The sequence below is a fragment of the Arthrobacter sp. 2RAF6 genome (assembly GCF_052115205.1).
Lineage (GTDB): Bacteria > Actinomycetota > Actinomycetes > Actinomycetales > Micrococcaceae > Arthrobacter.
Genome location: NZ_JBFRGF010000027.1, coordinates 48,908 through 73,856, shown reverse-complemented (window position 1 = coordinate 73,856; position 24,949 = coordinate 48,908). Strand labels below are relative to the sequence as shown.

24 protein-coding genes and 1 pseudogene are annotated in these 24,949 nt (G+C 64.8%); 7 read left to right on the top strand and 18 right to left on the bottom strand.

What is annotated here, in order from left to right; translation table 11 throughout:
- From AB4Z38_RS17880 to AB4Z38_RS17870, 3 genes and pseudogenes are all read left to right on the top strand, one after another.
- Nucleotides 1-321, top strand: a pseudogene (locus tag AB4Z38_RS17880) (GTP 3',8-cyclase MoaA); the annotation flags it as partial.
- Nucleotides 322-325: 4 nt separating this feature from the next.
- On the top strand, nt 326-592 hold the full coding sequence (locus AB4Z38_RS17875) for a MoaD/ThiS family protein (protein ID WP_441430943.1): 267 nt from the start codon (nt 326-328) through the stop codon (nt 590-592).
- An 80-nt stretch (nt 593-672) separates the two neighbouring features.
- Nucleotides 673-966 carry a hypothetical protein gene (locus AB4Z38_RS17870; protein WP_441430942.1) on the top strand — a complete coding sequence of 98 codons (294 nt, stop codon included), beginning with the start codon at nt 673-675 and terminating at the stop codon, nt 964-966.
- Between the two features lie 25 nt (nt 967-991).
- Here AB4Z38_RS17870 and AB4Z38_RS17865 read toward each other — a convergent pair whose 3' ends face one another.
- The 9 genes from AB4Z38_RS17865 to truB all read right to left on the bottom strand — a co-directional run bounded on the left by AB4Z38_RS17865 (nt 992) and on the right by truB (nt 9,766).
- Entirely contained in the window at nt 992-1,453 is a 462-nt protein-coding gene (locus AB4Z38_RS17865) for a DUF1579 domain-containing protein (protein WP_441430941.1), read from the bottom strand.
- A 155-nt stretch (nt 1,454-1,608) separates the two neighbouring features.
- A complete protein-coding gene (locus AB4Z38_RS17860) occupies nt 1,609-2,952 on the bottom strand; it encodes a M16 family metallopeptidase (RefSeq protein ID WP_441430940.1) in 1,344 nt (447 codons plus the stop codon).
- 154 nt (nt 2,953-3,106) lie between these two features.
- The gene (locus AB4Z38_RS17855; RefSeq protein WP_284983951.1) at nt 3,107-5,359 is read right to left on the bottom strand and encodes a polyribonucleotide nucleotidyltransferase; all 2,253 of its coding nucleotides are present in this window, start codon (nt 5,357-5,359) and stop codon (nt 3,107-3,109) included.
- A gap of 254 nt (nt 5,360-5,613) precedes the next feature.
- Nucleotides 5,614-5,883 (bottom strand): 30S ribosomal protein S15, encoded by a 270-nt coding sequence (gene rpsO / locus AB4Z38_RS17850; RefSeq protein ID WP_028266602.1) that lies wholly within the window; start codon nt 5,881-5,883, stop codon nt 5,614-5,616.
- A gap of 188 nt (nt 5,884-6,071) precedes the next feature.
- Nucleotides 6,072-6,926, bottom strand: a complete 855-nt coding sequence (kynA, locus tag AB4Z38_RS17845; protein WP_441430939.1) for a tryptophan 2,3-dioxygenase — start codon at nt 6,924-6,926, stop codon at nt 6,072-6,074.
- Between the two features lie 9 nt (nt 6,927-6,935).
- Nucleotides 6,936-7,919, bottom strand: a complete 984-nt coding sequence (locus tag AB4Z38_RS17840) for a bifunctional riboflavin kinase/FAD synthetase (RefSeq protein ID WP_441430938.1) — start codon at nt 7,917-7,919, stop codon at nt 6,936-6,938.
- Between the two features lie 118 nt (nt 7,920-8,037).
- Entirely contained in the window at nt 8,038-8,487 is a 450-nt protein-coding gene (locus tag AB4Z38_RS17835) for a hypothetical protein (protein WP_441414615.1), read from the bottom strand.
- A gap of 2 nt (nt 8,488-8,489) precedes the next feature.
- The gene (locus tag AB4Z38_RS17830) at nt 8,490-8,843 is read right to left on the bottom strand and encodes a hypothetical protein (protein ID WP_234753100.1); all 354 of its coding nucleotides are present in this window, start codon (nt 8,841-8,843) and stop codon (nt 8,490-8,492) included.
- Nucleotides 8,844-8,845: 2 nt separating this feature from the next.
- The gene (truB, locus tag AB4Z38_RS17825) at nt 8,846-9,766 is read right to left on the bottom strand and encodes a tRNA pseudouridine(55) synthase TruB (protein WP_441430937.1); all 921 of its coding nucleotides are present in this window, start codon (nt 9,764-9,766) and stop codon (nt 8,846-8,848) included.
- Between the two features lie 86 nt (nt 9,767-9,852).
- Between truB and AB4Z38_RS17820 the strand changes: the two genes are divergently transcribed.
- The gene (locus tag AB4Z38_RS17820; RefSeq protein WP_441430936.1) at nt 9,853-11,007 is read left to right on the top strand and encodes a pyridoxal phosphate-dependent aminotransferase; all 1,155 of its coding nucleotides are present in this window, start codon (nt 9,853-9,855) and stop codon (nt 11,005-11,007) included.
- Between the two features lie 46 nt (nt 11,008-11,053).
- Here AB4Z38_RS17820 and AB4Z38_RS17815 read toward each other — a convergent pair whose 3' ends face one another.
- From AB4Z38_RS17815 to rimP, 6 genes are all read right to left on the bottom strand, one after another.
- Nucleotides 11,054-11,539 carry a nucleoside deaminase gene (locus AB4Z38_RS17815; protein ID WP_441430935.1) on the bottom strand — a complete coding sequence of 162 codons (486 nt, stop codon included), beginning with the start codon at nt 11,537-11,539 and terminating at the stop codon, nt 11,054-11,056.
- Between the two features lie 116 nt (nt 11,540-11,655).
- Nucleotides 11,656-12,165, bottom strand: a complete 510-nt coding sequence (gene rbfA, locus AB4Z38_RS17810; RefSeq protein WP_236816645.1) for a 30S ribosome-binding factor RbfA — start codon at nt 12,163-12,165, stop codon at nt 11,656-11,658.
- A 230-nt stretch (nt 12,166-12,395) separates the two neighbouring features.
- Complete coding sequence (infB, locus tag AB4Z38_RS17805) at nt 12,396-15,236, bottom strand: translation initiation factor IF-2 (RefSeq protein ID WP_441430934.1); 2,841 nt, start codon at nt 15,234-15,236, stop codon at nt 12,396-12,398.
- A 195-nt stretch (nt 15,237-15,431) separates the two neighbouring features.
- Nucleotides 15,432-15,728, bottom strand: coding sequence for a YlxR family protein (locus AB4Z38_RS17800; RefSeq protein WP_441430933.1), 297 nt, complete (start codon nt 15,726-15,728; stop codon nt 15,432-15,434).
- A 223-nt stretch (nt 15,729-15,951) separates the two neighbouring features.
- Nucleotides 15,952-16,932, bottom strand: a complete 981-nt coding sequence (gene nusA, locus AB4Z38_RS17795; RefSeq protein ID WP_236816636.1) for a transcription termination factor NusA — start codon at nt 16,930-16,932, stop codon at nt 15,952-15,954.
- Nucleotides 16,932-17,555, bottom strand: a complete 624-nt coding sequence (gene rimP / locus AB4Z38_RS17790; RefSeq protein ID WP_078105701.1) for a ribosome maturation factor RimP — start codon at nt 17,553-17,555, stop codon at nt 16,932-16,934. The genes nusA and rimP overlap by 1 nt, the downstream gene beginning before the upstream one ends.
- A gap of 168 nt (nt 17,556-17,723) precedes the next feature.
- Between rimP and AB4Z38_RS17785 the strand changes: the two genes are divergently transcribed.
- The 3 genes from AB4Z38_RS17785 to AB4Z38_RS17775 are packed head-to-tail and all read left to right on the top strand — an operon-like array spanning nt 17,724 to nt 20,587.
- A complete protein-coding gene (locus AB4Z38_RS17785) occupies nt 17,724-18,725 on the top strand; it encodes a DUF4439 domain-containing protein (RefSeq protein ID WP_441430932.1) in 1,002 nt (333 codons plus the stop codon).
- 51 nt (nt 18,726-18,776) lie between these two features.
- A complete protein-coding gene (locus AB4Z38_RS17780) occupies nt 18,777-19,505 on the top strand; it encodes a VIT1/CCC1 transporter family protein (RefSeq protein WP_441430931.1) in 729 nt (242 codons plus the stop codon).
- Between the two features lie 35 nt (nt 19,506-19,540).
- A complete protein-coding gene (locus AB4Z38_RS17775; RefSeq protein WP_441430930.1) occupies nt 19,541-20,587 on the top strand; it encodes an aminoglycoside phosphotransferase family protein in 1,047 nt (348 codons plus the stop codon).
- 33 nt (nt 20,588-20,620) lie between these two features.
- On the opposite strand, the gene AB4Z38_RS17770 is transcribed toward AB4Z38_RS17775, so the two are convergent.
- From AB4Z38_RS17770 to AB4Z38_RS17760, 3 genes are read right to left on the bottom strand one after another with little or no spacing between them, the layout of a single operon-like run.
- The gene (locus AB4Z38_RS17770) at nt 20,621-22,006 is read right to left on the bottom strand and encodes a pyridoxal phosphate-dependent decarboxylase family protein (RefSeq protein WP_441430929.1); all 1,386 of its coding nucleotides are present in this window, start codon (nt 22,004-22,006) and stop codon (nt 20,621-20,623) included.
- A gap of 56 nt (nt 22,007-22,062) precedes the next feature.
- Nucleotides 22,063-22,860, bottom strand: a complete 798-nt coding sequence (locus tag AB4Z38_RS17765; protein WP_441430928.1) for a sulfite exporter TauE/SafE family protein — start codon at nt 22,858-22,860, stop codon at nt 22,063-22,065.
- Entirely contained in the window at nt 22,857-24,668 is a 1,812-nt protein-coding gene (locus tag AB4Z38_RS17760) for a proline--tRNA ligase (protein ID WP_441430927.1), read from the bottom strand. Before AB4Z38_RS17760 ends, AB4Z38_RS17765 begins: the two co-directional genes overlap by 4 nt.
- Nucleotides 24,669-24,949 lie beyond the last annotated feature (281 nt).

Here is a 24,949-nt window from a genome sequence, read left to right as displayed (position 1 = left end):
CGCCGGGACCCGGCAACCGCCGAAGCCACGGGTCCGCTTCTGGGCACCGTCGGCATCATCGCTTCCGTCACCGAACCATTCTGTTCCGATTGCCGGCGCACCAGGATCACCGCCGAAGGCAAGATCATGAGCTGCTTGTTCTCCCGCGAAGAATTCGACCTCCTCGGCTTGCTTCGGCACGGAGCCAGCGACGCGGAACTCGCCCGACGCTGGCAGGACGCCATGTGGATCAAACCCAAGGCACACGGCATGGACCACACCGGCCTCGGCGCACCCGACTTCGTCCAGCCGGACCGCAGCATGAGCGCCATCGGAGGCTGAGACTTTGCTCGTACGATACTTCGCTGCCGCGCGCGCCGCGGCGGGCGTCGAAGAGGAACAGCACAACCTTCCGGAAGGGACCGGCCTGGACGGACTGATCGCAGCCGTGCTCGCCGTCGAACGTCCGGAACCACCGGCCGGAACACCACCCCTGGCCCGGATCATTTCGCGCAGCAGCTTCCTGCGCAATGAGGTGGCAGTCCGCGACCGTTCTGCCGCTCTCGGTGCGGACGACGTCGTCGACGTCCTCCCGCCGTTTGCCGGGGGCTGAGCCGACCACGGCCGAAGGGTGGTTCCCAAGGCCCAAGGAGCCTACGCTGTGCCTATCCGCGCAACAGCAAAGGAACAGCCATGTACACCCTCCTGATCGAACACGCTGTGAACGACTTCGACGCATGGAAACGGTCGTTCGACTCGGATCCGGCAGATCGCGCCGGCTCCGGCGTTGTTTCCTACAGGGTCAACAGGTCCGTGGACGATTCTCAGCGCGTCTTGATCGAGCTTGATTTCACCGGGCGGGAGCAAGCTGAATCAATGCTGGACACCTTACGGACAAGGGTGTGGAGTGGACCTGGAAGGCCGGCGTCGCTCGACGGCATGCCCGAGGCGCGGATCGTTGAGTCGGTGGAGGCAAGGATCCTCTGAATGCCGTGCCTGGTGGACGTGGGCCTTAGACTCGCCTGCAGACAGAGATCATGAACGGGCTGAACGCCGCGGCATCTCCGAGCCTCAGTTCTGCCATGTGGGTCAGCACGCCGCCATCCACCTTGAAAGTGTGCCTCGCGGTCCCGCGAGGGCTCCGCCGCTCAAGCCTCAGTGTGCCGTCCTGCCAATGCCCCCGGGCCGGAGCTTCGGGTGGCCGGCCCATACTTTCCACGTAGTACCACATGGTGTCCCCGTGGTCCGGGTCAACGGTAAAGACACCGTGCCCCTCGAAGTGGGTGCCGTCGGGCTCAATGTGCCGGTAGCTCTGCACCAAGGCGTAACCTCCTGCCGCGCGCGAGAATGTCACCTCGGCGTCGGCGGTCCGGGCAGGTCCCCACGGCGAGGCAGCGAGCTCAGTGCTCCCCCGCCAATGCCCCAGGAACGCCTCCAGCGCAGTGTTCGCATGACTCTTCAATGGCTGGTTCATGGCGACTCCTGCGCAAGACGATGGATACGTCACCATCATGTTCCCGATCGAGCAGGCGCGTCCAGCCTTCCCACCGGACATGCCCCCTGTTCCAAGCCAGGAATGGACATATCAGGGTTATGTCCAGTGCTTGGCTCCAACGGAGGGCATGTCCCTTAGAGGCCGAACGTCTCTGTTTCGTCGAAGGGCCCGACGACGGTCACGGTGCGGGGGGCTTCGGCGAGGAACCGGGCGAGTTCCTGGACTTGCCCGGCTGTGACGGCCGTGATGCGGGCCAGCGTTTCGTCGATGTCCTGGAATTCGCCGGAAACGAGTTCGGCGCGGCCAAGGCGGGACATCCGGGATCCTGTGTCTTCAAGGGCCAGGACGATTCCTCCGCACAATTGACCCACGGCCTTGCGCAGTTCCTCCTCCGTGATTCCGTCGGAAGCGAGCTTGTCCAGTTCGGCGCCCAAAAGCTCCAGAACCTGCTTGACCTTCGACGGCGTGCAGCCGGCGTACATGCCGAAGTAGCCCGCGTCCGCATAGGCGGAGGCAAAGGAATAGGTGGAGTAGACGAGCCCCCGCTTTTCGCGGATCTCCTGGAAGAGGCGCGAGGACATGCCACCGCCAAGGACTGCGTTCAGGACGCTCATCACGAAGCGACGATCGTCGGTAGCCACGATCGAGGGGCAACCCATGATGATGTTGGCCTGCTCCACGGGACGCTTGATCACATGCAGCCCGGCAGTACCCGTGATATCCGCCCGTTCGGTGGAGCGTCGCTCGACGGGGGCAGCGGTGTCCTTCAGCTCCCACCCGGCCGTCCGCAAGGCATCGAGCACGAGGCGGCACACGACGTCGTGGTCCAGGCCGCCCGCGGCGGTGATGACGATTTCGTCCGGCCGGTAGTAGCGCTGGTAGTGTGCCCAGACGGAATCGCGGGACACTGCCTTGATGGCGGCAGGGGTGCCGCCGATCGGGCGTCCCAGCGGGTGCACACCGAGCACGGCGGCCACGAAGTTTTCATGTGCGACGTCGGTGGGGTCATCGCTGTCCATGGCGATTTCCTCAAGGATCACGTCGCGTTCCTGTTCAAGTTCGGCAGGATCCAGGACGGCGCCGGTGATCATGTCGGCAATGACGTCGATGGCCATGGGGAGGTCGGTGTCCAGCACCCGCGCGAAGTAGCATGTGCTTTCCTTTGCCGTGGCCGCATTCGATTCACCGCCGACCTCGTCGAAAGCAGACGCGATTTCCAAGGCGGTGCGCTTCTTGGTGCCTTTGAACAAGAGGTGCTCGAGGAAATGGGTGGAGCCGTGCTGGCCGTCTGCCTCGTCCCGGGAGCCGACGCCCACCCAGAATCCGATGGTTGCCGAACGCTGCCCGGGCATGGCCTCGGTCAGCACCCGGACGCCTCCCGGAAGCACTGAACGCCGGACAATGGAGCCGCCTTCGGCACCATGGATCAATTCGCCGCCGGGCACGGTCTGCGCCAATGGGAGGGGTACGACAGTCATCAAGACCTTTCAGTTCTGAGTGAAATCATGGGTGCCAAATCTGGCTGCAATCGTACCAGCGGGCGCATCGCCCCTGGGACGGGAATCCGTTGTTAAAACCGGGCAGGACCGGTGGACATGTCCACCGGTCCTGCCGCGTGTTTGCCGGTTCAGGCTACTCGGCGGAAACTTCAGCCTCTTCGGCGGGAGCTTCTTCAGAGGCGGCGCCTTCTTCCTCGGCCACAACCGGGGAGAGGGAGAGCTTGCCGCGGTCGTCGATCTTGGTGATCTCGACCTGGATCTTCTGGCCCACGGAGACGACGTCGTCGACGTTGTCCACGCGCTTGCCGCTGGCCAGCTTGCGCAGCTCGGAGATGTGCAGCAGGCCGTCCTTGCCCGGGGTCAGGGAAACGAACGCACCGAAGGTGGTGGTCTTGACGACCGTGCCCAGGTAACGCTCACCGATCTCCGGGATCTGCGGGTTGGCGATGGCGTTGATCGCGGCGCGGGCTGCTTCTGCAGACGGACCGTTGGTAGCGCCGATGTAGACGGTGCCGTCGTCCTCGATGGAGATGTCGGCGCCGGTGTCTTCCTGGATCTGGTTGATCATCTTGCCCTTGGGGCCAATGACCTCACCGATCTTGTCAACGGGGATGTTGACGGCGATCACGCGCGGTGCGAACTCGGAGAGCTCGTCCGGAGTGTCGATGGCGGCGTTGATGACGTCCAGGATGTGCAGGCGGGCTTCGCGGGCCTGCTTCAGGGCTGCAGCGAGAACCGATGCGGGGATACCGTCGAGCTTGGTGTCGAGCTGGATGGCGGTGACGAACTCGGAAGTACCGGCAACCTTGAAGTCCATGTCGCCGAAGGCGTCTTCGGCGCCGAGGATGTCGGTCAGGGCGGCGTAGCGGGTCTGACCGTCAACCTGGTCGGAAACCAGGCCCATGGCGATACCGGCAACAGCGGCCTTCAGCGGCACACCTGCGTTGAGCAGGGACAGCGTGGAGGCACAAACGGAACCCATCGACGTCGAACCGTTGGAGCTGAGGGCCTCGGACACCTGGCGGATGGCGTACGGGAATTCCTCGCGGGACGGCAGGACCGGAACCAGGGCGCGCTCAGCGAGTGCGCCGTGGCCGATTTCGCGCCGCTTCGGGGAACCGACGCGGCCGGTCTCGCCGGTGGAGTACGGCGGGAAGTTGTAGTTGTGCATGTAGCGCTTGCGCGTGACGGGAGACAGCGAGTCGATCTGCTGTTCCATCTTGAGCATGTTCAGCGTGGTGACACCCATGATCTGGGTTTCGCCGCGCTCGAAGATGGCGGAACCGTGAACGCGCGGCAGGACCTCTACCTCGGCAGTCAGCTGGCGGATGTCCGTCAGGCCACGGCCGTCGATGCGGATCTGGTCCTTGAGGATGCGCTGGCGGACAACCTGCTTGGTGAGGGAGCGGAAGGCTGCGGAGAGTTCCTTCTCACGGCCCTCGAACTCGCCGGCGAGGGCACCAAGGACCTCGTCCTTGAGTTCGTCGGAGGCGTTGTCGCGGTCCTGCTTGTCGGCGATCTGGAAGACAGCAGCAAGCTTCTCGGCAGCGGCAGCTTCAACAGCGGCGTAAGCGTCATCCTGGTAGTCCAGGAAGACCGGGAACTCAACCGTCGGCTTGGCAGCGCGGGCGGCCAGGTCGGCCTGGGCCTCGCAGAGGGCCTTGATGAACGGCTTGGCGGCCTCGAGGCCCTCGGAAACGACCTCTTCGGTGGGAGCGGTTGCGCCCTGTTCCTTGATGAGGTTCCAGGAGTTGTCGGTGGCTTCGGCTTCGACCATCATGATGGCGACGTCGTCCCCGGCGATGCGGCCGGCAACAACCATGTTGAAGACGGCGTTCTCAAGCTGGGAGTGCTTCGGGAAAGCAACCCATTCGGTGCCCTGTTCGTCTGCGATGAGGGCGACGCGGACGCCACCGATCGGGCCGGAGAACGGGAGTCCGGAGAGCTGGGTGGACATGGACGAGGCGTTGATGGCCACGACGTCGTAGAGCTCGTCCGGGTTGATCGCCAATACGGTGACGACGATCTGGACCTCGTTGCGCAGGCCCTTGACGAACGCGGGACGCAGGGGGCGGTCCATGAGGCGGCAAGCCAGGATGGCTTCGGTGGACGGGCGGCCTTCACGGCGGAAGAACGAGCCCGGGATGCGGCCGGCGGCGTACATGCGCTCTTCGACGTCGACGGTCAGCGGGAAGAAGTCGAAGCCTTCACGCGGGGACTTGCCTGCGGTGGTTGCGGACAGCAATGCGGTGTCCTCGTCGATGTAGACCATCGCGGCGCCGGCTGCCTGCTTGGCGAGGCGGCCGGTTTCGAAGCGGATAACACGCTTGCCGAAGCGGCCGTTGTCGATGATGGCTTCTGAGAACTGGATTTCGGGACCCTCCATTGAGAGTCACCTCCGTTTCTTGTTTAGCGGAAGTCCTTCCGCATCGACCCAGGCCAGCGTCTGTTCCTGGCCTGTACGACACCCGGTCATCGATCGAGACCCACGGGCTGCGCCTTCATCACAGAAGACTGTTCCCGGGGATCACTACCGAGGACCGCGAATGCGCGATGCGGTTGAACTCCTGTTAAGTGTTGGATTTAGTTATGGAGAAAAGGCGGCCCGGTCCGCGGAGGATCGGGCCGCCCGAAGTCAAACTAGCGACGCAGGCCGAGGCGCTCGATGAGCGCACGGTAGCGGGCAATGTCAGTCTTCTTGAGGTAGCCCAGCATGCGCTTGCGACGACCAACCATAGCCAGCAGACCGCGCTGGGTGTGGAAGTCGTGCTTGTGCTCCTTCATGTGCTCAGTCAGATCCTTGATCCGCTGAGTCAGGACTGCAATCTGGACCTCCGGCGAACCGGTATCGCCCTTGGACGTTGCGTATGCCTCGATGATGGACTGCTTAACAGCGGCTTCAAGTGCCACGTGAACTCCTAGAGTTGTGCCGTGCGTCCCGATTCAGCGCCTCGCTGCCGGGTTGTGTTGTGCCGATGACCGCACACAAAACAGGTCCAGCCGCCACGGACTGCAGCCGGATCCATCCCTCAGTTTACCGGCAGCCCGCCAATCTTGTCGAAAGCTGCCGTGTGACCCTCCTCAAAGAGGAGCGCCACTCACTGCCCGATCTCGGTCCGGACGGCGAAAAGCTCCGGGAAGAACGTCAGGTCGAGCGCCTTCTTCAGGAAGGAAACACCGCTTGAGCCTCCGGTTCCCGCTTTCATGCCGATGGTCCGCTGGACAGTACGGAGGTGCCGGAAGCGCCACAATTGGAAGTTGTCTTCCAAGTCCACCAGTTCCTCGCAGGCTTCGTAGGCCGCCCAGTTGTCTGCGGCATGTTCGTAGATGTGCTTGAAAAGGGGCAAGAGCCCAGGGTCAAACTCGTGGGCATGGGTCACGTCCCGGTCCAGGACTGACCGTGGAACGTCGTAGCCGTGCCGGTCCAGGTAGGCCAGGAATTCGTCGTAGATGCTCGGGGCGTTCAGGAGCTCCTCCAGCATGGACCTGGACTCCGGATCCGATTCGAACACCGGCAACATCTTGGCGTTCTTGTTGCCGAGGATGAACTCGACCGCGCGGTATTGACTCGACTGGAACCCGGAGGCATTGCCCAGGAAGCCGCGGAACTGGGAGTACTCCGTAGGGGTGAGCGTAGCGAGAACCGACCATTGCTCGGTGAGCGTCTTCTGGATGTGCTTGACGCGTGCGATGGCCTTGAGCGCGGAGCCAAGATCGTCCTGGCGCAGCCAGGCGGCCGCGCTGCGGAGCTCGTGCAGGACCAGCTTCAGCCAAAGCTCGGTGGTTTGGTGCTGGATGATGAACAAAAGCTCGTCGTGGTGTTCCGGCTGGCTGACAGGTTGCTGGGCGCTGAGCAGCAATGGCAGCTTCAGGTAGGAGCCGTAGCTCATGCGTGAGCTGAAATCCTTGACGATGCCTTCGTCGAGTGGCCGGGTGTTCTTCTCAACGCTCACGGTGAGGGGCTACTTGTCCAGCAGGAGATCGTGGGCCTGGACGACATCCAGCCGCATCTGCTCCACCAGGGCCTCGGGTCCACGGTAGGCCACCATGCCCCGCAGCCGCGCGGTAAATTCCACAACGACAGTCTGGCCGTAGAGGTTGAAGTCCTCCACCGCTTCCTCCGGGCGGTCGATCACGTGCGCTTCCACCTGGCGGCTCACACCGTCGAACGTGGGGTTGGAACCCACCGAAATCGCGGCGGGCCAGCGGGTTCCGGATTCGTCCACGAGCCAGCCGGCGTAGATTCCATCCGCGGGGACGTAGCCCGTGGCGCCGTGGTCCAGGTTCGCCGTGGGAAAGCCCAGGGCGCGTCCGCGCGCAGCGCCGTGGACCACTTCGCCGCGCATCCTGTGCGGGCGGCCGAGGACGGCAGCCGCGGTCTCGACGTCGCCCTCGGCAAGGGCCTCGCGCACCCAGGTGGAGGAACAGCGGCGGTCCGTGCCGCCGTCGTCGTGCACTGGAAAGCCTTCCGCGCCGAACTCGTTGACCACGTGGACGCCGAATCCGAGTTTCTTGCCCAATTCCTGCATGGTGCCGACGTCGCCCGAATTTCCCACACCGAAACGGAGGTCGTGGCCCACCACAACGTGTGCCGCGTGAAGCCCGTCCAGCAGGACGTTGACGACGAATTCCTCGGGTGTCATGGCCGCCAGCGTGAGGTTGTACTTCATGACGAGGACGGCGTCCACACCCGTGCCGGCCAGGGCATCGAGCTTGTCCTGCAGCCCCATGAGGAGCTCCGGTGCGGAGTCGGGCCGGTGGACCAGGGCCGGGTGGGGTTCGAACGTCACGACGACGGACCGCGCACCGTGCTGCCCCGCTGTGCGCAACAGTTGCGTCAGCACCTGCTGGTGTCCGCGATGGACGCCGTCAAAGTTGCCGATGGTAACGACGCTGGGACCGAAATCCTCGGGGACCTCGGTGGGATCGTTCCAGATGTGGACCATCAACCTCGCCTTTTACTGCTGGTATTCGCTATGCCCGGCGACCTGGTCCGGCGCCGGAATTCTCTAAGGTTACCCGCTATCCCGGGGCTGGCATGCCCGGGTGTCGGAGCCATGATTTCTAGTGCGGGAGCCGTGCCGGGCGCCGACGGTAGAGCCACAACAGGCCCAGGACCGGCAAGATCAACGGCACAAAGCCGTATCCGCGTCCGAACAAGGACCACACGGTGTCGTGCGGGAAAGCCACAGGATCGAAAAGGCTGATGGCACCAACCACCACCACTCCGACCATCTCCACGAGGACGGCCGCCAGCGATACCTTGAACCACGTGCGGCCCGGCTTCGCGAGGGAGACTGTAGCCACGATGTACACCACAGCGGCGAAAGCCGAGAGGATGTGGGCCAAGGGAGCATCCGAGAACTTGGTCAGGATCTGGTAGCCGGCACGCGCCGTGGCCGAGATCGCGAAAACCGCGTAGACCGCAATCAGCAGCCTCCCGGGCCCGGTATTGCGGGTGTCCCGGTTCTTCTTCCCGGTGGTTTCAACAGTCACTTCGTGTGCTTCTTCCAATGTCAGTACCAGATCTGGTTCATGCGGGCCGCCATGACCAATGCGGTGACGCCCACGGCGCCCATGACGAAATTGCTCCAACGGGTCCGCTCCAGGATGGACCAGTACACCGCGACGACGGGGAGGATGAGCGCTGTGATGATGTAGCCCCAGAATTCCCAGGGCTCCCCCGCGATCTTTTCGCCCATCGCCACGCGGATGATCGATCCCACCAGGTAGACCAGCAGGACGAGTTCGACGGCGGCAACGGACAGGATGGTGACGTCGTTGGGGGCCTTCTTCATGATGCCCGCCACGACGCAAATGATGGTGGACAGCAAACCCACCACCAGGACAGCGTAAAAGTATCCGTCCATGGCTAGTGTGCCTGCTTTTCGTTGTCGGGCGCGAACACCAGGACGGGCTTGGCGAAACTGCCCGCATCGGCCAACAACGCCACGAGCTCACCTGATGGCGAGAACGCAGCAGCCGGGTTCTCGGCGGTGGCGGCGTCGGCCGTCCCGGCGGCGGGTCCCGCGGCGATCCTGCGGCCAAAGGAGATCTCGGTGGTTTCGGCGTCGCTCAACTCCCGGTTGGGCATGAGCGCGCGGGCCGCGGCGGACATGTCGAGGACTTCGAGTTCCTCGGCAAGCTGTTCAAGGGTGCGGGCCTGCTCCAGGGAGTACGGTCCAACCTGGGTGCGGCGAAGCGCCGTGAGATGGCCCCCGACGCCGAGACCCTCGCCAAGGTCGCGCGCCAGCGCGCGGATGTAGGTGCCCGAGGAGCACTCGACGGTCACATCGATGTCTACTACCCTGCCGTCGTCGACCCTCCGGATGGCGTGGATCTCGAAACGGTGGATGGTCACAGGCCGGGCGGCGAGCTTGACTTCTTGCCCCGAACGGACGCGCGCGTAGGACCGTTCGCCGTTGACCTTGATGGCGCTGACGCTGCTGGGAACCTGCTGGATCTCGCCACTGAGCTGCGCGACGCCGGCACGGATGGCTTCCTCGGTGACTCCGGCGGCGCTGCGGCTTTCGGTGATGTCGCCTTCGGCATCGTCCGTGATGGTTGATTCGCCGAGCCGGATGGTGGCGGAGTACGTCTTGGAGGTGCCGACAATGTACGTCAACAGTCGAGTCGCCTTGTTGATGCCAAGCACAAGCACCCCGGTGGCCATGGGGTCCAGGGTCCCTGCATGGCCCACTTTCCGGGTACCGGCCAGTCGCCGCATCCGTCCAACCACATCGTGGCTGGTCCATCCTTGCGGCTTGTCAACGATTACCAGTCCAGAAAGCACGCCTCCCAGTATATCCGCGCCAGGGCATGCATCCTGCGGCCCGCGGCTTCCCTGAACGGTCCGGGACCGCGGCTAAGATGGCTCCCATGCCTGAGCTTGCCGCACACGTCCGCGAAGTGCCCGTGAACCAGATCCGCGAGATCACCGAGGCCGCGTGGAGCGCCCCCGGGGCGATTGTCCTCAGCATCGGCGAGCCCGGCTTCGCGCTGCCCCGGCACATCCTGGACGCCGGGATCGCGTGCCTCGACAGGGACGAGACCAACTACACCCCCAATGCCGGGATCGCGGCCCTGCGTGAGGCCTTTGCCGATCGGTTCCGTGCCCACAACAAGGTGGATCTCGGGGCGGAGCGCGTGTACGTCGTGGACGGAGCCCAGCAGGGACTGCACTTCGCGATGAGCCTGCTCCTCTCCCCCGGCGACGAGATCCTGATTCCCAATCCGGGCTACCCGACTTTCGCCATGACGAGCCATTTGCTGAACGCCGTCCCGGTGCGGTATCCGCTCTATCCCGAGCACGAGTTCCAACCCCGCATCGAGGACATCGAGGCACTGATCACGCCCCGTGCCAAGGTGTTGGTCCTGAATTCGCCGTCCAATCCCCTGGGCGCGGTGATCTGCGAGGAAACAACGCGCCAGCTCGTGGAACTGGCCGTCAAACACGATCTGTGGATCATTTCGGACGAATGCTACGAAGCCTTCACCTTCGATGTTCCGCACACGAGCCCTGCCCGCTTCGACAGCACCGTTCCCGGGGAGGCGCGCGTCTTCACGTCCCTGACCTTGTCCAAAACGTACGGGCTGACCGGGCTGCGGATCGGCGCGCTCATTTGCCCGCCGGGCCTGGAACGGAAGATGAACAACGTCATGGAAGCGATCGTTTCCTGCGTGGCTTCGCCTTCCCAGTACGCTGCCGTCGCTGCGCTGACTGGCCCGCAGGACTATGTGGACACCGCACGCGAGCATTACCGTTCCAACCGCGACGCCGCCTCGGCAGTGCTTGCGGAGAAGGGCATTCCCTTCCTGGGCGCGCAGGGAGCTTTCTATCTCTGGGCGGACGTCTCGCATGTGAGCGGCGGGGACGTGCGTACCTGGGTGCACCGGTTCCTCAGGGATTCCGGCGTGGCCGTCGCGCCGGGCACCGCGTTCGGTTCCATCGGCGAGGGGTGGATCAGGATCGCGTTGTGCGGTGATCACCAGCAGCTGCTCGACGGCGTCGGGCGTCTTCCGGAGCGCGTTTGAGGACCCGCGCTTTGGGGCCCGGCGGTTTGGCTGGCGGCGGCCGGTTTCAGTATTTGGTCCGGTTTTTGTGCCCGCGCCAGGCATCGAAAGGAGCCTCCGATGCCGGAACGTCCGTGTGTTGGACGGGCAGCAGTTCAGGCCTGTTGCCGTCGAAGTATTCGTAGAACACTGCATCGTCGAAGCCTGCGGCTGCGGCCCCGTGCCGATCCGCGGCAAAGTAGACGCGGCTTACGCGGCCCCATAGGGCCGCCGAGAGGCACAAAGGGCACGGTTCGCAGCTTGAGTAGAGCACCGAACCGCTGAGATCGAAGCTTCCCAGTTCCGACGCAGCCCGCCGGATGGCCACCACTTCGGCGTGCGCTGTGGGGTCGTTGTCGCGGGTCACCCGGTTGACGCCGTCATGGAGCCGTCCGTCCGGGGTCACCACGACGGCGCCGAAAGGGCCGCCGCCGTCGGCGACATTCTGCACCGCGAGCCGCAGGGCGTGTTCGAGGTAGTCTTCGGGACTCTGAGCTGCATCGTGCGCCGACATGCTCCGATCTTAGCGACGGCCCATCAATTTGGCCCGGCTTTTCACGGTTAAAAAGGAAGGACCGGATCCGGCAGTCCTAGGAGCTGCGGATCCGGTCCCGCCCGGGAAGCGCTGGACTACTTGCCGCCGTCCTCGTCGATGTCTTCATCGGCACGGAGGTCGATGTCTTCTTCATCAAAGTCGTCTTCGTCGATGTCCGCATCCTGCGGGGCATCGCTCTTGTACGGGTCTGCATCGCCTGCGTGCTTGGCGCCGGCGGCCAGCGCGGCCACCTCGGCGTCGCGCTGCTTGGCGGTGCGCAACAGCTCCTCAAGGTTCGAGGCGTTGACCGGAATAAGGTCGGCAACGAATTCCAAGGTAGGAGTCAGCCGCACGGTGATGTTCCGGCCCACTTCCTGGCGCAAAACACCCTTGGCCTTCTCCAACGCCCGAACAGCATCCGAATGAGCGGCTTCGTCACCGAAGACGGTGTAGTACACGGTGGCGTGCTGAAGATCATTGGTGACGCGTGCATCGGTAATGGTGATGCCTTCAACCCGAGGATCCTTGATCCGCCGGCCCAGTGCCTCAGCAACAACAACCTTAATCCGCTGCGCCAACTTGGCAGCGCGTGCCGGATCAGCCATTTCTACTCCTAAAATTTGCGTACGACGGCGCAATGGCGGCTCACAAACTTGAGTCTGCGTAAACTGCCACGCACCTGAGGTGAGTCTATGACGATGCCGGAGAGTTGTGGGGGCGCCCGGGAGTGGCATCGGGCCTACCGGAGCTGGGCGGCTCAGGATCGTAGATCCCGGGCCGCCCAGCGTAGGGGCGGGGCGCCCCCACAACTCGGAGGCTCCCCCGCTAAGACACCTTAGACCCGCGGCTTTTCGCGCATCTCGAAGGTCTCGATGATGTCACCTTCGTTGATGTCGTTGTAAGAGCCAAGACCGATACCACACTCGAAGTCCGTGCGGACCTCGGTGGCGTCGTCCTTGAAGCGCTTGAGCGTCTCAACGGTGAGGTTGTCGCCGATGACCTTGCCATCGCGGCTGACGCGTGCCTTCGTGTTACGGCGGATGATGCCCGAGCGCACGATGGAACCGGCGATGTTTCCGAACTTGGAAGAACGGAAGACTTCGCGGACCTCGGCGGTACCGAGCTGGACTTCCTCGTACTCCGGCTTGAGCATGCCCTTGAGGGCCAGCTCGATGTCATCGATTGCCGAGTAGATGACGGAGTAGAAGCGCATGTCCACGCCTTCGCGATCGGCAAGGTCGGCCACGCGCTCGGCGGGCTTGACGTTGAAGCCGATGATGATGGCGTTGTCCACCGTGGCGAGGTTGACGTCGTTCTGCGTGATGGCACCCACACCACGGTGGATGACCCGCAGCTGAACGTCTTCGTCGCCGACGTCGATCTTGAGCAGCGCGTCTTCGAGGGCTTCGACGGCACCGGAAACGTCACCCTTGAGGATGAGGTTGAGGGTGTCGATCTTGCCCGCGGCAACTGCCTGGTCGAAGTCTTCCAGGCTGATGCGCTTGCGACGCTTGGCCAGTGCCGCGTTGCGGTCGGCCGCTTCACGCTTTTCAGCGATCTGGCGGGCCGTACGCTCGTCGGAGGTCACCAGGAAGGTGTCACCTGCACGCGGTACGTTGGACAGACCCAGGACCTGGACCGGACGGGACGGAAGCGCGACGTCGAGGGCGTTGCCGTCCTCGTCGAACATGGCACGGACGCGGCCGTGGGCCGTACCGGCCACGATCGTGTCGCCAACGGCCAGGGTACCGGACTGGACCAGGACGGTGGCCACGGAACCGCGGCCCTTGTCCAGGTTCGCTTCGATGGCAATGCCTCGGGCGTCCTTGTCCGGGTTGGCGCGCAGGTCCAAAGCGGCGTCTGCGGTCAGCAGGACGGCGTCGATAAGTTCGTCGATGTTGATGTTCTGGCGGGCAGAAACCTCAACGAACATGGTGTCGCCACCGTATTCCTCGGGAACCAGACCATACTCGGTGAGCTGGCCCTTGACCTTGTCCGGGTTCGCACCTTCCTTGTCGATCTTGTTGACCGCGACGACGATCGGCACGTTGGCCGCTTGTGCGTGGTTGAGTGCTTCCACCGTCTGCGGCATGACGCCGTCGTCGGCTGCGACAACCAGGATGGCGATGTCGGTGACCTTGGCACCACGTGCACGCATGGCGGTGAACGCCTCGTGACCGGGGGTGTCAATGAAGGTGATGTCGCGCGGAGTGCCTTCGTGGATGTGGCTGATCTGGTAGGCACCGATGTGCTGCGTGATGCCGCCGTGTTCGCCGGCAACCACATTGGTCTTCCGGATGGCGTCGAGCAGTCGGGTCTTACCGTGGTCAACGTGACCCATGACGGTGACAACCGGGGGACGAGGTTCGAGGACGTCGTCGCCTTCGGCTTCCAGTTCGGCATCGAGGTCGATGTCGAAGGAGTCGAGGAGCTCGCGCTCTTCGTCTTCCGGCGAAACGACCTGGATCTTGTAGCCGAGTTCAACACCCAGCAGGCCGAAGGTGTCTTCGTCCAGCGACTGCGTAGCCGTTGCCATTTCACCGAGGTGGAACAGAACGGTCACCAGTGCGGCGGGGTTCGCCTCGATCTTGTCGGCGAAGTCCGTAATGGACGAGCCACGACGGAGCCGGACTACGGTGTTGCCGTCGCCGCGGGGTACGGATACGCCGCCCAGCGACGGAGCACTCATCTGCTCCAGTTCCTGACGCTTTGCACGCTTCGACTTGCGCTGCTTGCCGCGTCCTGCGCCACCCTTGCCGAAGGCACCTTGGGTACCGCCGCGTCCGCGGCCACCCTTGCCGAAGCCACCGCCGGCGGGAGCTCCGCCACCGGTGCCTGCACCAGGAGCGCCACCCGGACGGCCGGGGCCGCCACCACCGGGACGGCCAGCGCCACCCGGACGGCCTGCGCCACCGGGAGCGGGACGCTCGGTGCGGTTGGGCATCATACCCGGGCTGGGACGGTTTCCTGCGGGGCCACCTGCGGGACGCGGAGCGCCCGGACGGGGAGCACCGGGGCGCGGAGCACCGGGGCGCGGACCACCGGAACCGGCTGCGGGACGGGGACCGCCTGCGCCGGCCGCGGGACGCGGACCGCCGGGACGTTCGCCGTCATTGCGGCCACCGGAACGGGGCATGCCCTGCGATGTTGCGAAGGGGTTGTTGCCCGGACGGGGAGGACGCTCACCGTCGCCACGGCCGCGGGGCATGCCCTGCGAGGTCGCGAACGGGTTGTTGCCCGGACGGGGGCCGCCGGGCCGCGGTGCCTGGCTGCCCGGACGTGCCGGGGCAGGAGCTTCGGCCTTGGGTGCCGGACGGGCACCCGGCTTGGCGGAAATAGGACTTGCTGCAGCTACGGGAGCCACAGGCGCTGCCGGGGCAGGGGTCTCAACCTTGGGGGCGGGAACCGGAGCCTTGGGCGCAGCGGGGCCCGGGGCCGGGCGGGATGCTGCGGGTGCGGCAGGTGCCGCGGGGGCTGCAACGCGAGGTGCTGCCGGGGCAGCCGCCTTTGCAGCGCCGGCACCCGGGTAGGCGTCGCGAAGCTTCTTCACGACCGGTGCCTCAATTGTTGAAGAGGCGGAGCGAACGAATTCGCCCAATTCCTGCAGTTTCGTCACTGCATCTTTGGAAGTAATACCGAGCTCTTTGGCGAGCTCATGTACGCGGACCTTGGCCACATTTCTCCTGTCTCGGTCCGCACCGAGCCAGGCACGAACCGTCTAATTCTTACTGCGGGCCCCTGCCGCGAACGCGGCGGACAGGCCCTGTGCAGAGCGCAACAAAGTTGTCATCGTTGCGCACTCATCGCTGGGAACTCATCGGGTTTCCATCAGTTTTCTGACCCGCTTTCAGGTTTGGACGGTTTCCTGCTTTCACGGAGTGTCCGCAGGGGGTATGACTGCCGCGAGGTAGCTTTCGACGGCGGTGACTTCACTTGCGCCCGCGAGGGCCCTTGCGAAAGCACGCCGTTTGCTTGCCAGCGTCAGGCATGTGGTGCTGGGGTGCAGCCACGCACCCCGGCCAGCCATCCGGCGTCGTTCATCCACCAGGACGACGGGTGACCCGCCGCCTTCGGCGACAAGCCGGATCAACTCGCTCCGCTTGCCTTGTTTCCGGCATCCGATGCAGGTGCGCACAGGCTGGCGCCTGATGTGAAGCAGTTCAGTCACTGGGTGTATCAACCTGCCTCAGTGTCTTTACCTGTCTTCTGCTGTTCTGCTTTGCTCGCCGCGCACCCTTGCCTTGTTGGAGTTGTTGCCCTACAAGTCGCGAGCACGCCAAAGCGCACGGATACCGGGCATAGGCCCGGTTCCATCTATTCTAAGCCCCCGAGGGCCCGGCCACCGAATCCACAAGGTGCAAGGATCCGGGGCTGGGCACCGTTTGGTGTGTTTAGTTGCCCTTGGCCGGAGCGGCGTCCGAGACGATGTCGATCCGCCAGCCGGTCAGCTTGGCTGCGAGGCGGGCGTTCTGGCCTTCCTTGCCGATGGCGAGGGACAGCTGGTAATCGGGAACAACCACCCGGGCGGAGCGGGTGGCTTCGTCGGTGATAGTGACGGAATTCACGCGCGACGGCGACAGGGAGTTGGCGATGAAGGTCGCCGGATCTTCGCTGAAGTCGACAATGTCGATCTTTTCGTCGTTGAGCTCGGTCATGACTGCGCGGACGCGGGAGCCCATTTCACCAATGCAAGCACCCTTGGCGTTGATGCCCGGAGTGTTGGCTTTGACGGCCATCTTGGTCCGGTGACCCGCCTCGCGTGCCAGTGCCACGATCTCGACGGAACGGTCCGCGATCTCCGGGACCTCCAGTTCGAAAAGCTTCCGGACGAGGCCCGGGTGTGAACGCGACAGCGTAATGGAGGGTCCTTTGGCGCCGCGGTGGACGTCCACCACAAACGCGCGCAGGCGGTTGCCGTGGGTGTACTTCTCCCCCGGCACCTGCTCGGGCGGCGGCAGCAAGGCTTCCACGGAACCCAGGTTCACCTGGATCATGTGCGGGTTGTTGCCCTGCTGGATCAGGCCGGCAACGAGTTCGCCTTCACGGCCCTTGAATTCGCCGAGGACGTTGTCGTCCTCGACGTCGCGCAGGCGCTGCAGGATGATCTGCCGTGCGGTGCTCGCCGCAATGCGGCCGAATCCCGCAGGAGTGTCCTCGAACTCGCCGATGGCTTCGCCGTCGTCGTCGATTTCCGTAGCCCAGATGGTTACGTGCCCGCTCTTGCGGTCCAGCTCCGCCCGGGCCTTTTCGAAAGCGCCCGGCGTCTTGTGGTAAGCCACCAGGAGCGCCTGCTCGATGGTGGGAATCAGGAGGTCCAGCGGGATTTCACGCTCACGCTCCAGGAGTCTCAGCGCACTCATGTCAATATCCATTAGGCCTCCTCGGAAGGTCCGTTGTACTCGTCTTCCAGCACGGCCTCGTTGAGGTGGCTGAACTCTATCTCGACTTTTCCTTGGCGGATCCTGTCGAAAGGAATTTTCACGGGTTCGCCTTGCTTGGGCTTCATGCCCTTCTTGACCTCTTGCTCGGGAACCAGTGTGACGCCGTCGTCGTCGACGGACTGGATACGGCCCGTCAGGTTCTCTCCCTGGATCACGTTGACCTTGACCATTCGTCCGCGGGCCCGGTGCCAGTGGCGGGGCTCCGTGAGGGGCCGGCCGACGCCGGGCGAGGAGACCTCGAGGTCATAGGGGCGGCCGTCGGTGCGGGGATCGTTGTCCAGGATGTCCGAAAGAGCCCTGGAGATTTCCGCGATGACGTCCAGGCTGACGCCGCCGGTTTCCTCCTGGGGAAGGTCGATGACCACGTGGACTACCCGATGCGAACCGGCAACCTGGATGGCAACATCCTCAAGATAGAGCCGGCTCGCCAAGACTGCAGGCTCCAAAAGCGCCTTCAGCCTGCTCTCCTCGGGGTTGCGGACCTCGTGTTGTGCTGGACTCGTCGGATCCGTTCCAGCCTGGTCTGTTGAAGTCGTGGCTTCCGAATGACTCACTGGCCAGCCGCCTCCCGATAGATGATGTTGTGACTACTAGCTTAACGATATTTACGGCGGCGTGGTGCACGGGCCCCCCTCCGCAGGGGACGCAAGTTGTCCGTGAGCGTGACACCATAGTCTGTTGTGAACCACGAGACTGTTGAGAAACCACGGAGCCATGGCTGGATGAGGGCCCTCCTGCTGGCTTTCCTCGCAGTCCTCGTCCTCGGAGTCGGCGCCGCGCTTGTCCCGCGGGACGCCGGAAGGCCCCAAGCGGTGCCGTTTTCCGAGACCGCCCGTTCCGAAGCGCTCTCTTCGACCGAGACACTCCTGGGCAGCGCGTCCCTCCTGGAGAGCACGGACACTGTGATGTTGCTGACAAGCCAGGCGCAGGCTCTGCTGCAACCTTCCAGCTCTTCGGCATCGAATACCCCCACGGCTTCCCCAAGCCCCGGCGCCACCCAGGACCGCCCAACGCGGGCCGGCTTTGTCTCCGCGCTCGCCTCAAGCGCTTCCCGTCGCTTGGCGGACGCCGCGAACGCCGACGGCGGTCTGGCGCGGCTGCTTGCCGCTGTCGGGACCGCCCAGCTGCTTGAGTCATCGCGGCTGGCCGCAACGTGGGCGTTGCCGCTGCCGGCGACCCCGGCCGAGGCGAGTACCGCCCCGACGCCGCCGCCGAGCTGCCCTGCCTCGGCGGGCACGTCGACAGCACCGACACCCGGAACGGCGCCCACCAAGGCCGATTTGCCCGCAGCCCTTGCCTCCGTCGTCAGCTCCGAACAAGAGGCGATCTATGCATACCAAGTAGCCCTGACCAAGCTGGACGCGAAGGCATCGGCGACGGCAGCCACCTGGTTGGCGCGCCATCAGGAATTGCTCCGGGGAGCGGAGGCCCAAGGCCGGCTGCACTGCATCGCCACACCTCCGCGGGAAGCCGGCTATCGCCTGCCTGCCACTTTCGCCGCCAAACCCGGAGTGGCGCTGGGAAGCATGGAGGCCAGCTCGCTGACTGCCTATGCCGACCTCGTGGCGTTGTCGGAGGGCGAGACGCGCCAATGGGCCATTGACGGGCTTGTCGACGCCGCGAAACGCAGCCAAGCCTGGGGAACTCCGGTTGGCCCCTTCGCCGGACTTTCGATCGACAACACGGCGCTGCCACTGCTGCCGGCCGGCGCCCCGGCTCCATAGGAAAGCCTTTCTTTGCTGGCGGCAGCAGTTTCCAAGTGCTTGGCTTGTACCATGGCTTCCATCGAAACTGCAGCCCTGCACGAGAACGAACCACACGCCAACGACCTCGCCCACAGACTCAATTGGCTCCGGGCCGGGGTCCTTGGCGCCAATGACGGAATCGTCTCCGTTGCCGCCATCGTAGTGGGCGTCGCCGGCGCCACGACGAACACCGGCGCCATCCTCACCGCCGGAGCGGCCGGACTCGTGGGTGGCGCGGTGTCCATGGCACTCGGCGAGTACGTATCCGTCAGCAGCCAAAGCGACAGCCAAAAGGCGCTCATCGAGAAGGAACGCCGGGAGCTCGCCGAGGAACCCGAAGAAGAGCTGGCGGAATTGACTGCGATCTACGAGGCCAAGGGCCTGCGGCCTGAAACCGCGCGGAAAGTGGCCGCGGAGTTGACGGAGCACGACGCCTTGGCCGCCCACCTTTCCGCCGAATTGAACATCGACGAGGACGACATCGTCAGCCCGTGGCATGCGGCCTTCGCGTCCGCCATTGCTTTCACCCTCGGCGCGGTGCTCCCCCTGCTCGCGATTCTGCTCCCGCCCCCGGGGTTGCGGGTGCCGCTCACCTTCATTTCCGTGCTGCTCGCGCTCGCAATCACCGGAGCCATAGGAGCATGGATCGGCGGCAGCTCGAAGACCCGTGCCGCCGTGCGCGTCGTCATCGGCGGCGCCCTTGCACTTGCCGCGACGTTCTTCATCGGAAGCCTCCTGGGCTCCTCCGGAGTGGTCTGAACCGCTCCCGGACCGGCTTGGGTAGGCTGACAGTGATGACTACCTTCGTTTCCATCCCTGGCGACCTCCAGGCACGCTACTCCCGCACAACGGAAGGGCGGGCGTGGCTCTCAGGGCTGCCCGGACTGATCAATGCCAGCCTGGATCGTTGGCAGCTGTCCGTTGACCTGGAACCCGGCGCGGAACCATGGAACGGCCACGGCGGCATCGTCATTCCGGTTCTCTACAGCGGCGCGCGTTCGGTGCTCAAGATAGCGTTCCCGCACGAGGAGGCCCTCGTTGAGCGGCATGCGCTGGCCCTGTGGGGCGGTACGGGAGCCGTAAAGCTGCTCGACGCCGATGCGGCCTCCTGCGCGATGCTCCTGGAGCGGCTCGACGCCGTCAGCTGGCTGCAGAGCGCCCCGATGGACGAAGCCCGCGACGCCTGGGGATCGCTCGTGAGGGAACTCAGCATCGAGCCGGACGAGCGGCCGGAATGGAAGGAGTTCGAGCACATAGCGGCCCGTGCCGAGCGTTGGAGCGATGAGTTGCCTGCCGACTGGGAGCACCTTGGCCAGCCTTTCCCCCGCTGGCTCCTCGAAGCCGCGTTGGAGGTGTGCCAAACGCGTGGCGCTGTCGGGCGCCGGGCGGGCAGGGACGTCCTGGTGCATTGCGACCTGCATTTCATGAATATCCTCCCCCATCTCAATGGCGCCCTCGGTGGCGCCGTCCGTGGCGCCCGGGCCATCGGAAAACGCGGATATGTGGCGATCGATCCGCAACCGAAGATCGGTGAAGCGGAATTCGCCGTAGCCCCGATCCTGTGGAACCGTATCCGTGATCTCTCCACGACGGCTCCGGAAGTTGCCCTCCTGGAGCGCTGCGCGGATTTCAGCAGCGCGGCTGGCCTGGACGGCGAAGCGGCCCGGGAATGGAGCCTGGTCCGCGAGGTCGAAAACGCCCTGTGGTATGCCGGAAAACCACGGCATGAGGGCGATCTGGCACGCTCCCTGTGGGTAGCCAGCACCCTCGCAGGACGGCCCCTGGACGGGCTGCCCGCGGCGCACGATCTGCCCGAACCGGGACTCGCCGCCTCGAATTAGCTTCGGGGGCGCCGGATCGTCCCGACGCCCGGCTTAGCCGGCGGCCTCCAGCGCGTCTTTGACGGCCTGCACCGCGATATCCAGGTCTGCCGAATCCGTTGACCAGTTGGTCACCGAAACACGCAGGATGTCCCTGCCCTGCCAGCGCGAACCGGACATCCAGACCCTCCCGTCATCCATGATGAAGTCCGTCACGGCCCGGGTCCTCTCGTCTGAACCGAAGGCCAGGGACAACTGCGTGAACACCACATCGTTGAGGACTTCCACGCCTGGCAGTTCGGCAAGCCGCCTGGCCAGTTCCGCGGCACACTCCGCACGTCCGGCGACAAGCTCCCGCACGCCGTCGCCGCCCAAGGAGCGCAAGGCCGCCCACACCGGCACTCCCCGGGCACGGCGGGACAATTCGGGCACTTTCTCCATAGGGTCGCCGGGGCCGTGGTCATCCTGTATCAGGTATTCGGCGTGCATGCCGACGGCGGACCGCAGGGCAGCAACGTCGCGTACCACCACGATTCCGGCGTCGTACGGCACGTTGAGGGTCTTGTGGGCATCGGTTCCCCACGAATCGGCCAACTCGACGCCCTCGACCAGATACCGCAGTCCCGGCACGGCCGCTGCCCATAAGCCGAAAGCCCCGTCGACGTGGACCCACGCGCCGTGATCCTTCGCAGCCGAAATCGCCTCGAGGAAAGGATCGAAGGCTCCGGAATGCAGGTTCCCAGCCTGGAGACACACGATTGCCGGACCGGAACCGGCTTCCAACGCGGCCCGCAGCGCGGCTGGATCGATCCTGCCTTGATCGTCCGCCCCGACAACTTCGGGTGCCCCAAACCCCAGGAAGCGCAATGCCATATCCAGGCTCTCGTGCCGCTCGGCTCCGACGAGGACACGCAGTTTCGGCGCGCCTTGGAGTCCCCCGGCGTTGACATCCCAGCCGACGCCGGCCAGTTGGCGCCATCGGGCGGCCGCGAGGGCCGTGAAGTTGGCCATGCTGGCGCCGGTCGCGAATCCGACGTCGGAGCCAACAGGTAGGCCGAGCAGCTCAAGGAGCCATTGACCGGCGGCCTCTTCGATCCCGGCAGTAGCGGGTGTGGCGAAGCGCAGACCGGAGTTCTGGTCCCATGCGGAAACCATCCAGTCCGCGGCCATGCCTGCCGGCACCGTACCGCCGATGACCCAACCGAAAAAGCGCCCCGATTGCATGGCCATCAGCCCGGGCTCGGCGTGTTCGGCGAGGAAATCAATGACTGCGGCCGGATCCAGTCCGGTGGCCGGCAAGGGTCCGCCGAAGACCGCCGTGATGTCATCGGCCGCAGCACTTGGCCGTACCGGCCGCCCAGGCAAGGCCCTCAACCACTCGCGGGTATGTTCCCATGCACGTTCGAGTGCGTGCTCATAGTCGCCGGAATCGACCCACATGAGTGCATGCTACGCCCGCGGGATCCCTCCGGCCATCGCTGGCGACAACCGGAAGACTACTTGGCGAAGTAGTCGTTCCAGACGTCCATACCGAGTTTGATGATCAACGCGCCGACCACGATCAGGAACACAACCCTTACAAAGCCGCTGCCCTGTTTCACTGCGGTCCGCGCGCCCAGGTAGCCGCCGGCCATGTTGGACAGGCCAAGCACCGCGCCGACGCCCCACAGTAGTGATCCGTGCGGCAGGAAGAAGAACAGGGCACCGGCGTTCGTGGCCATGTTGACGATCTTCGCCTTGGCGCTGGCCTCAAGGAAGGCATAGCCCATGGCCGAGACGAGGGCTATCACCAGGAACGAGCCTGTTCCTGGACCTATCAGTCCGTCGTAGAACCCGATCACGGCACCTATGGCGCAAGCCACGACGTAGTGCCTGTGGCCGTCGTGACGCAGGGCGGTCAACTCGCCTGCATTGGGCCGCAGCGCGGTGAAGAGCGCGACGGCGATGAGCGCCACTACGATGATGGGTTTGAAAACGCTCGCGGGAAGGTTGGCGGCCAGGAGGGCTCCGCCGAAACTGCCCGCGAGGGCAATCACCGCCATGGGTATGGCCGTCTTGAGGTCAGGGCCAACGCGTCGGTAATAGGTGACGGCACTGGTCGTTGTCCCGAAGATGGAGCCCATTTTGTTGGTGGCCAGCGCCTGGACCGGGGTGATCCCCGGAACCAGGAGCAAGGCGGGGAGCTGGATCAGTCCCCCGCCGCCCACCACTGCGTCTATCCAACCGGCTGCGAATCCAGCCACCACGATCATGATGAGCGTGGTGAGCTGGACCGATTCGAAGCCGGAGATCACTTCTGTCGTACGGCGTTGACCACGTAGTCGGCAGCCTTCTCGACTGCCACGTTTTCGGCCTCACCGGTGCGACGGTCCTTGATCTCAACAACACCGTCTACCAAGCCACGGCCAACCGCCACGATGGTCGGGACGCCCACGAGCTCGGCGTCACCGAACTTCACGCCCGGGGAAACCTTGGGGCGGTCGTCGTAAATGACGTCAAGGCCGGCGGCCTCGAGTTCGGCGGAGAGCTTCTCGGCTGCCGCGAAAATTTCCTCGCCACGTCCGACGGCGACCACGTGGACGTCCGCGGGAGCCACGGAGCGCGGCCAGATCAAGCCACGGTCGTCGTTGTTGGCCTCGGCCAGGGCGGCCACGGCACGCGTCACGCCAACGCCGTACGAGCCCATGGTGACCACAACCTGCTTGCCGTTCTGGTCAAGGACCTTCAGGTCGAGGGCCTCGGCGTACTTGCGGCCGAGTTGGAATATGTGGCCCATTTCGATGCCGCGAGCAGTCTCGAGGGGACCGGAGCCGTCCGGGGCTTCGTCTCCCGCGCGGACCTCGGTGCATTCAATGACGCCGTCCCAGGCGAAGTCGCGCCCCGCCACGAGACCGAAGACGTGCTTGCCGTCTTCGTTCGCTCCGGTGACCCAGCTGGTACCCGAGACAACCCGGGGGTCAACGAGGAAGAGCAATTTGGACGTGCCTTCGAGCCCGAGAACGGCTTCGCCGAGGACCAGTCCGGGGCCGATGTAGCCCTTGACGAGTTCCGGGATCTTCTTGAGGTCTTCCTCGTTGGCCGCTTCCAGCCCGATCTCCCCGCCAATGGGCAGGAATGAACCGATGTTGGCTTCGACCCGCTTGAGGTCCACCGCGCGGTCACCGGGAACGCCGATGACCACGATCTGGCGCTCGCGGGTGGGCAGCGTGACGGCGAGGACCACATTCTTGAGGGTGTCGGCGGCAGTCCAGGCGCCGCCGTCGGAATCGCTGCGGGGGGCGAGCTGGTTGGCGGCGGCCACGAGGGTTTCGATCGTGGGCGTGTCCGGGGTGTCCAGGACGCGTGCGGGAGACGCGTTGCTGAAGTCGATCTCGGCCGGGACCACGGTGGTCACGGCTTCGACATTGGCGGCATAGCCACCTGGCGAGCGCACGAAGGTGTCCTCGCCGATCTCGGTGGGGTGTAGGAATTCCTCGCTCTTGGAGCCGCCCATGGCGCCTGCCGTGGCGGCTACGGGGATGACCTCAAGGCCGAGGCGCTCGAAGATTTTCAGGTACGCGCCGCGGTGCGCCGCGTAGCTCGCGTCCAGGCCGGCGTCGTCGACGTCGAACGAGTAGGAATCCTTCATGATGAATTCACGGCCGCGGAGGAGGCCTGCCCGGGGGCGTGCTTCGTCGCGGTACTTGTTCTGGATCTGGTACAGGCTCAGCGGCAGGTCCTTGTACGAGGAGTACAGGTCCTTGACCAGGAGGGTGAACATTTCCTCGTGCGTGGGGGCCAGAAGGTAATCGGCACCCTTGCGGTCCTGGAGGCGGAACAGTCCCTCGCCGTATTCGGTCCAGCGGTTGGTGGCCTCGTACGGTTCCCGGGGCAGCAGTGCCGGGAAATGGACTTCCTGGGCGCCGATGGCGGCCATTTCCTCGCGGATGATCTGCTCGACCTTGCGCAGGACGCTCAATCCCAAGGGCAGCCATGTGTAGATGCCCGGTGCGGCACGGCGGATATAGCCCGCACGGACCAGGAGTCTGTGGCTTGCGACTTCGGCGTCGACGGGATCTTCACGCAGGGTGCGCAGGAACAGCTGGGAGAGGCGAAGGACCACGGGTCAGAATCCGTTTCTATGGCAAGAGCTGGCAAAAACTACTGTGTACCAATCTACCGGCTTGTGGCCGAGGAACCTGCCGTGGCCCGTCCCCGGGGTTCCTCCCCGAAGCAGGCACCTCACCAAACGAAGATGAGCCACGCCATGATGCGAGGAAGCCCCTGGCCGCTGGGCGGCTGGTCATCCTGCCATGGCGTGGCTCAGCGGCCGATCGGCCGCGGGCGCTGTCCTGGAGGCTTAGTCAGACCTGTCGAATGCCTTCGAAGGATCAACGCTTACAG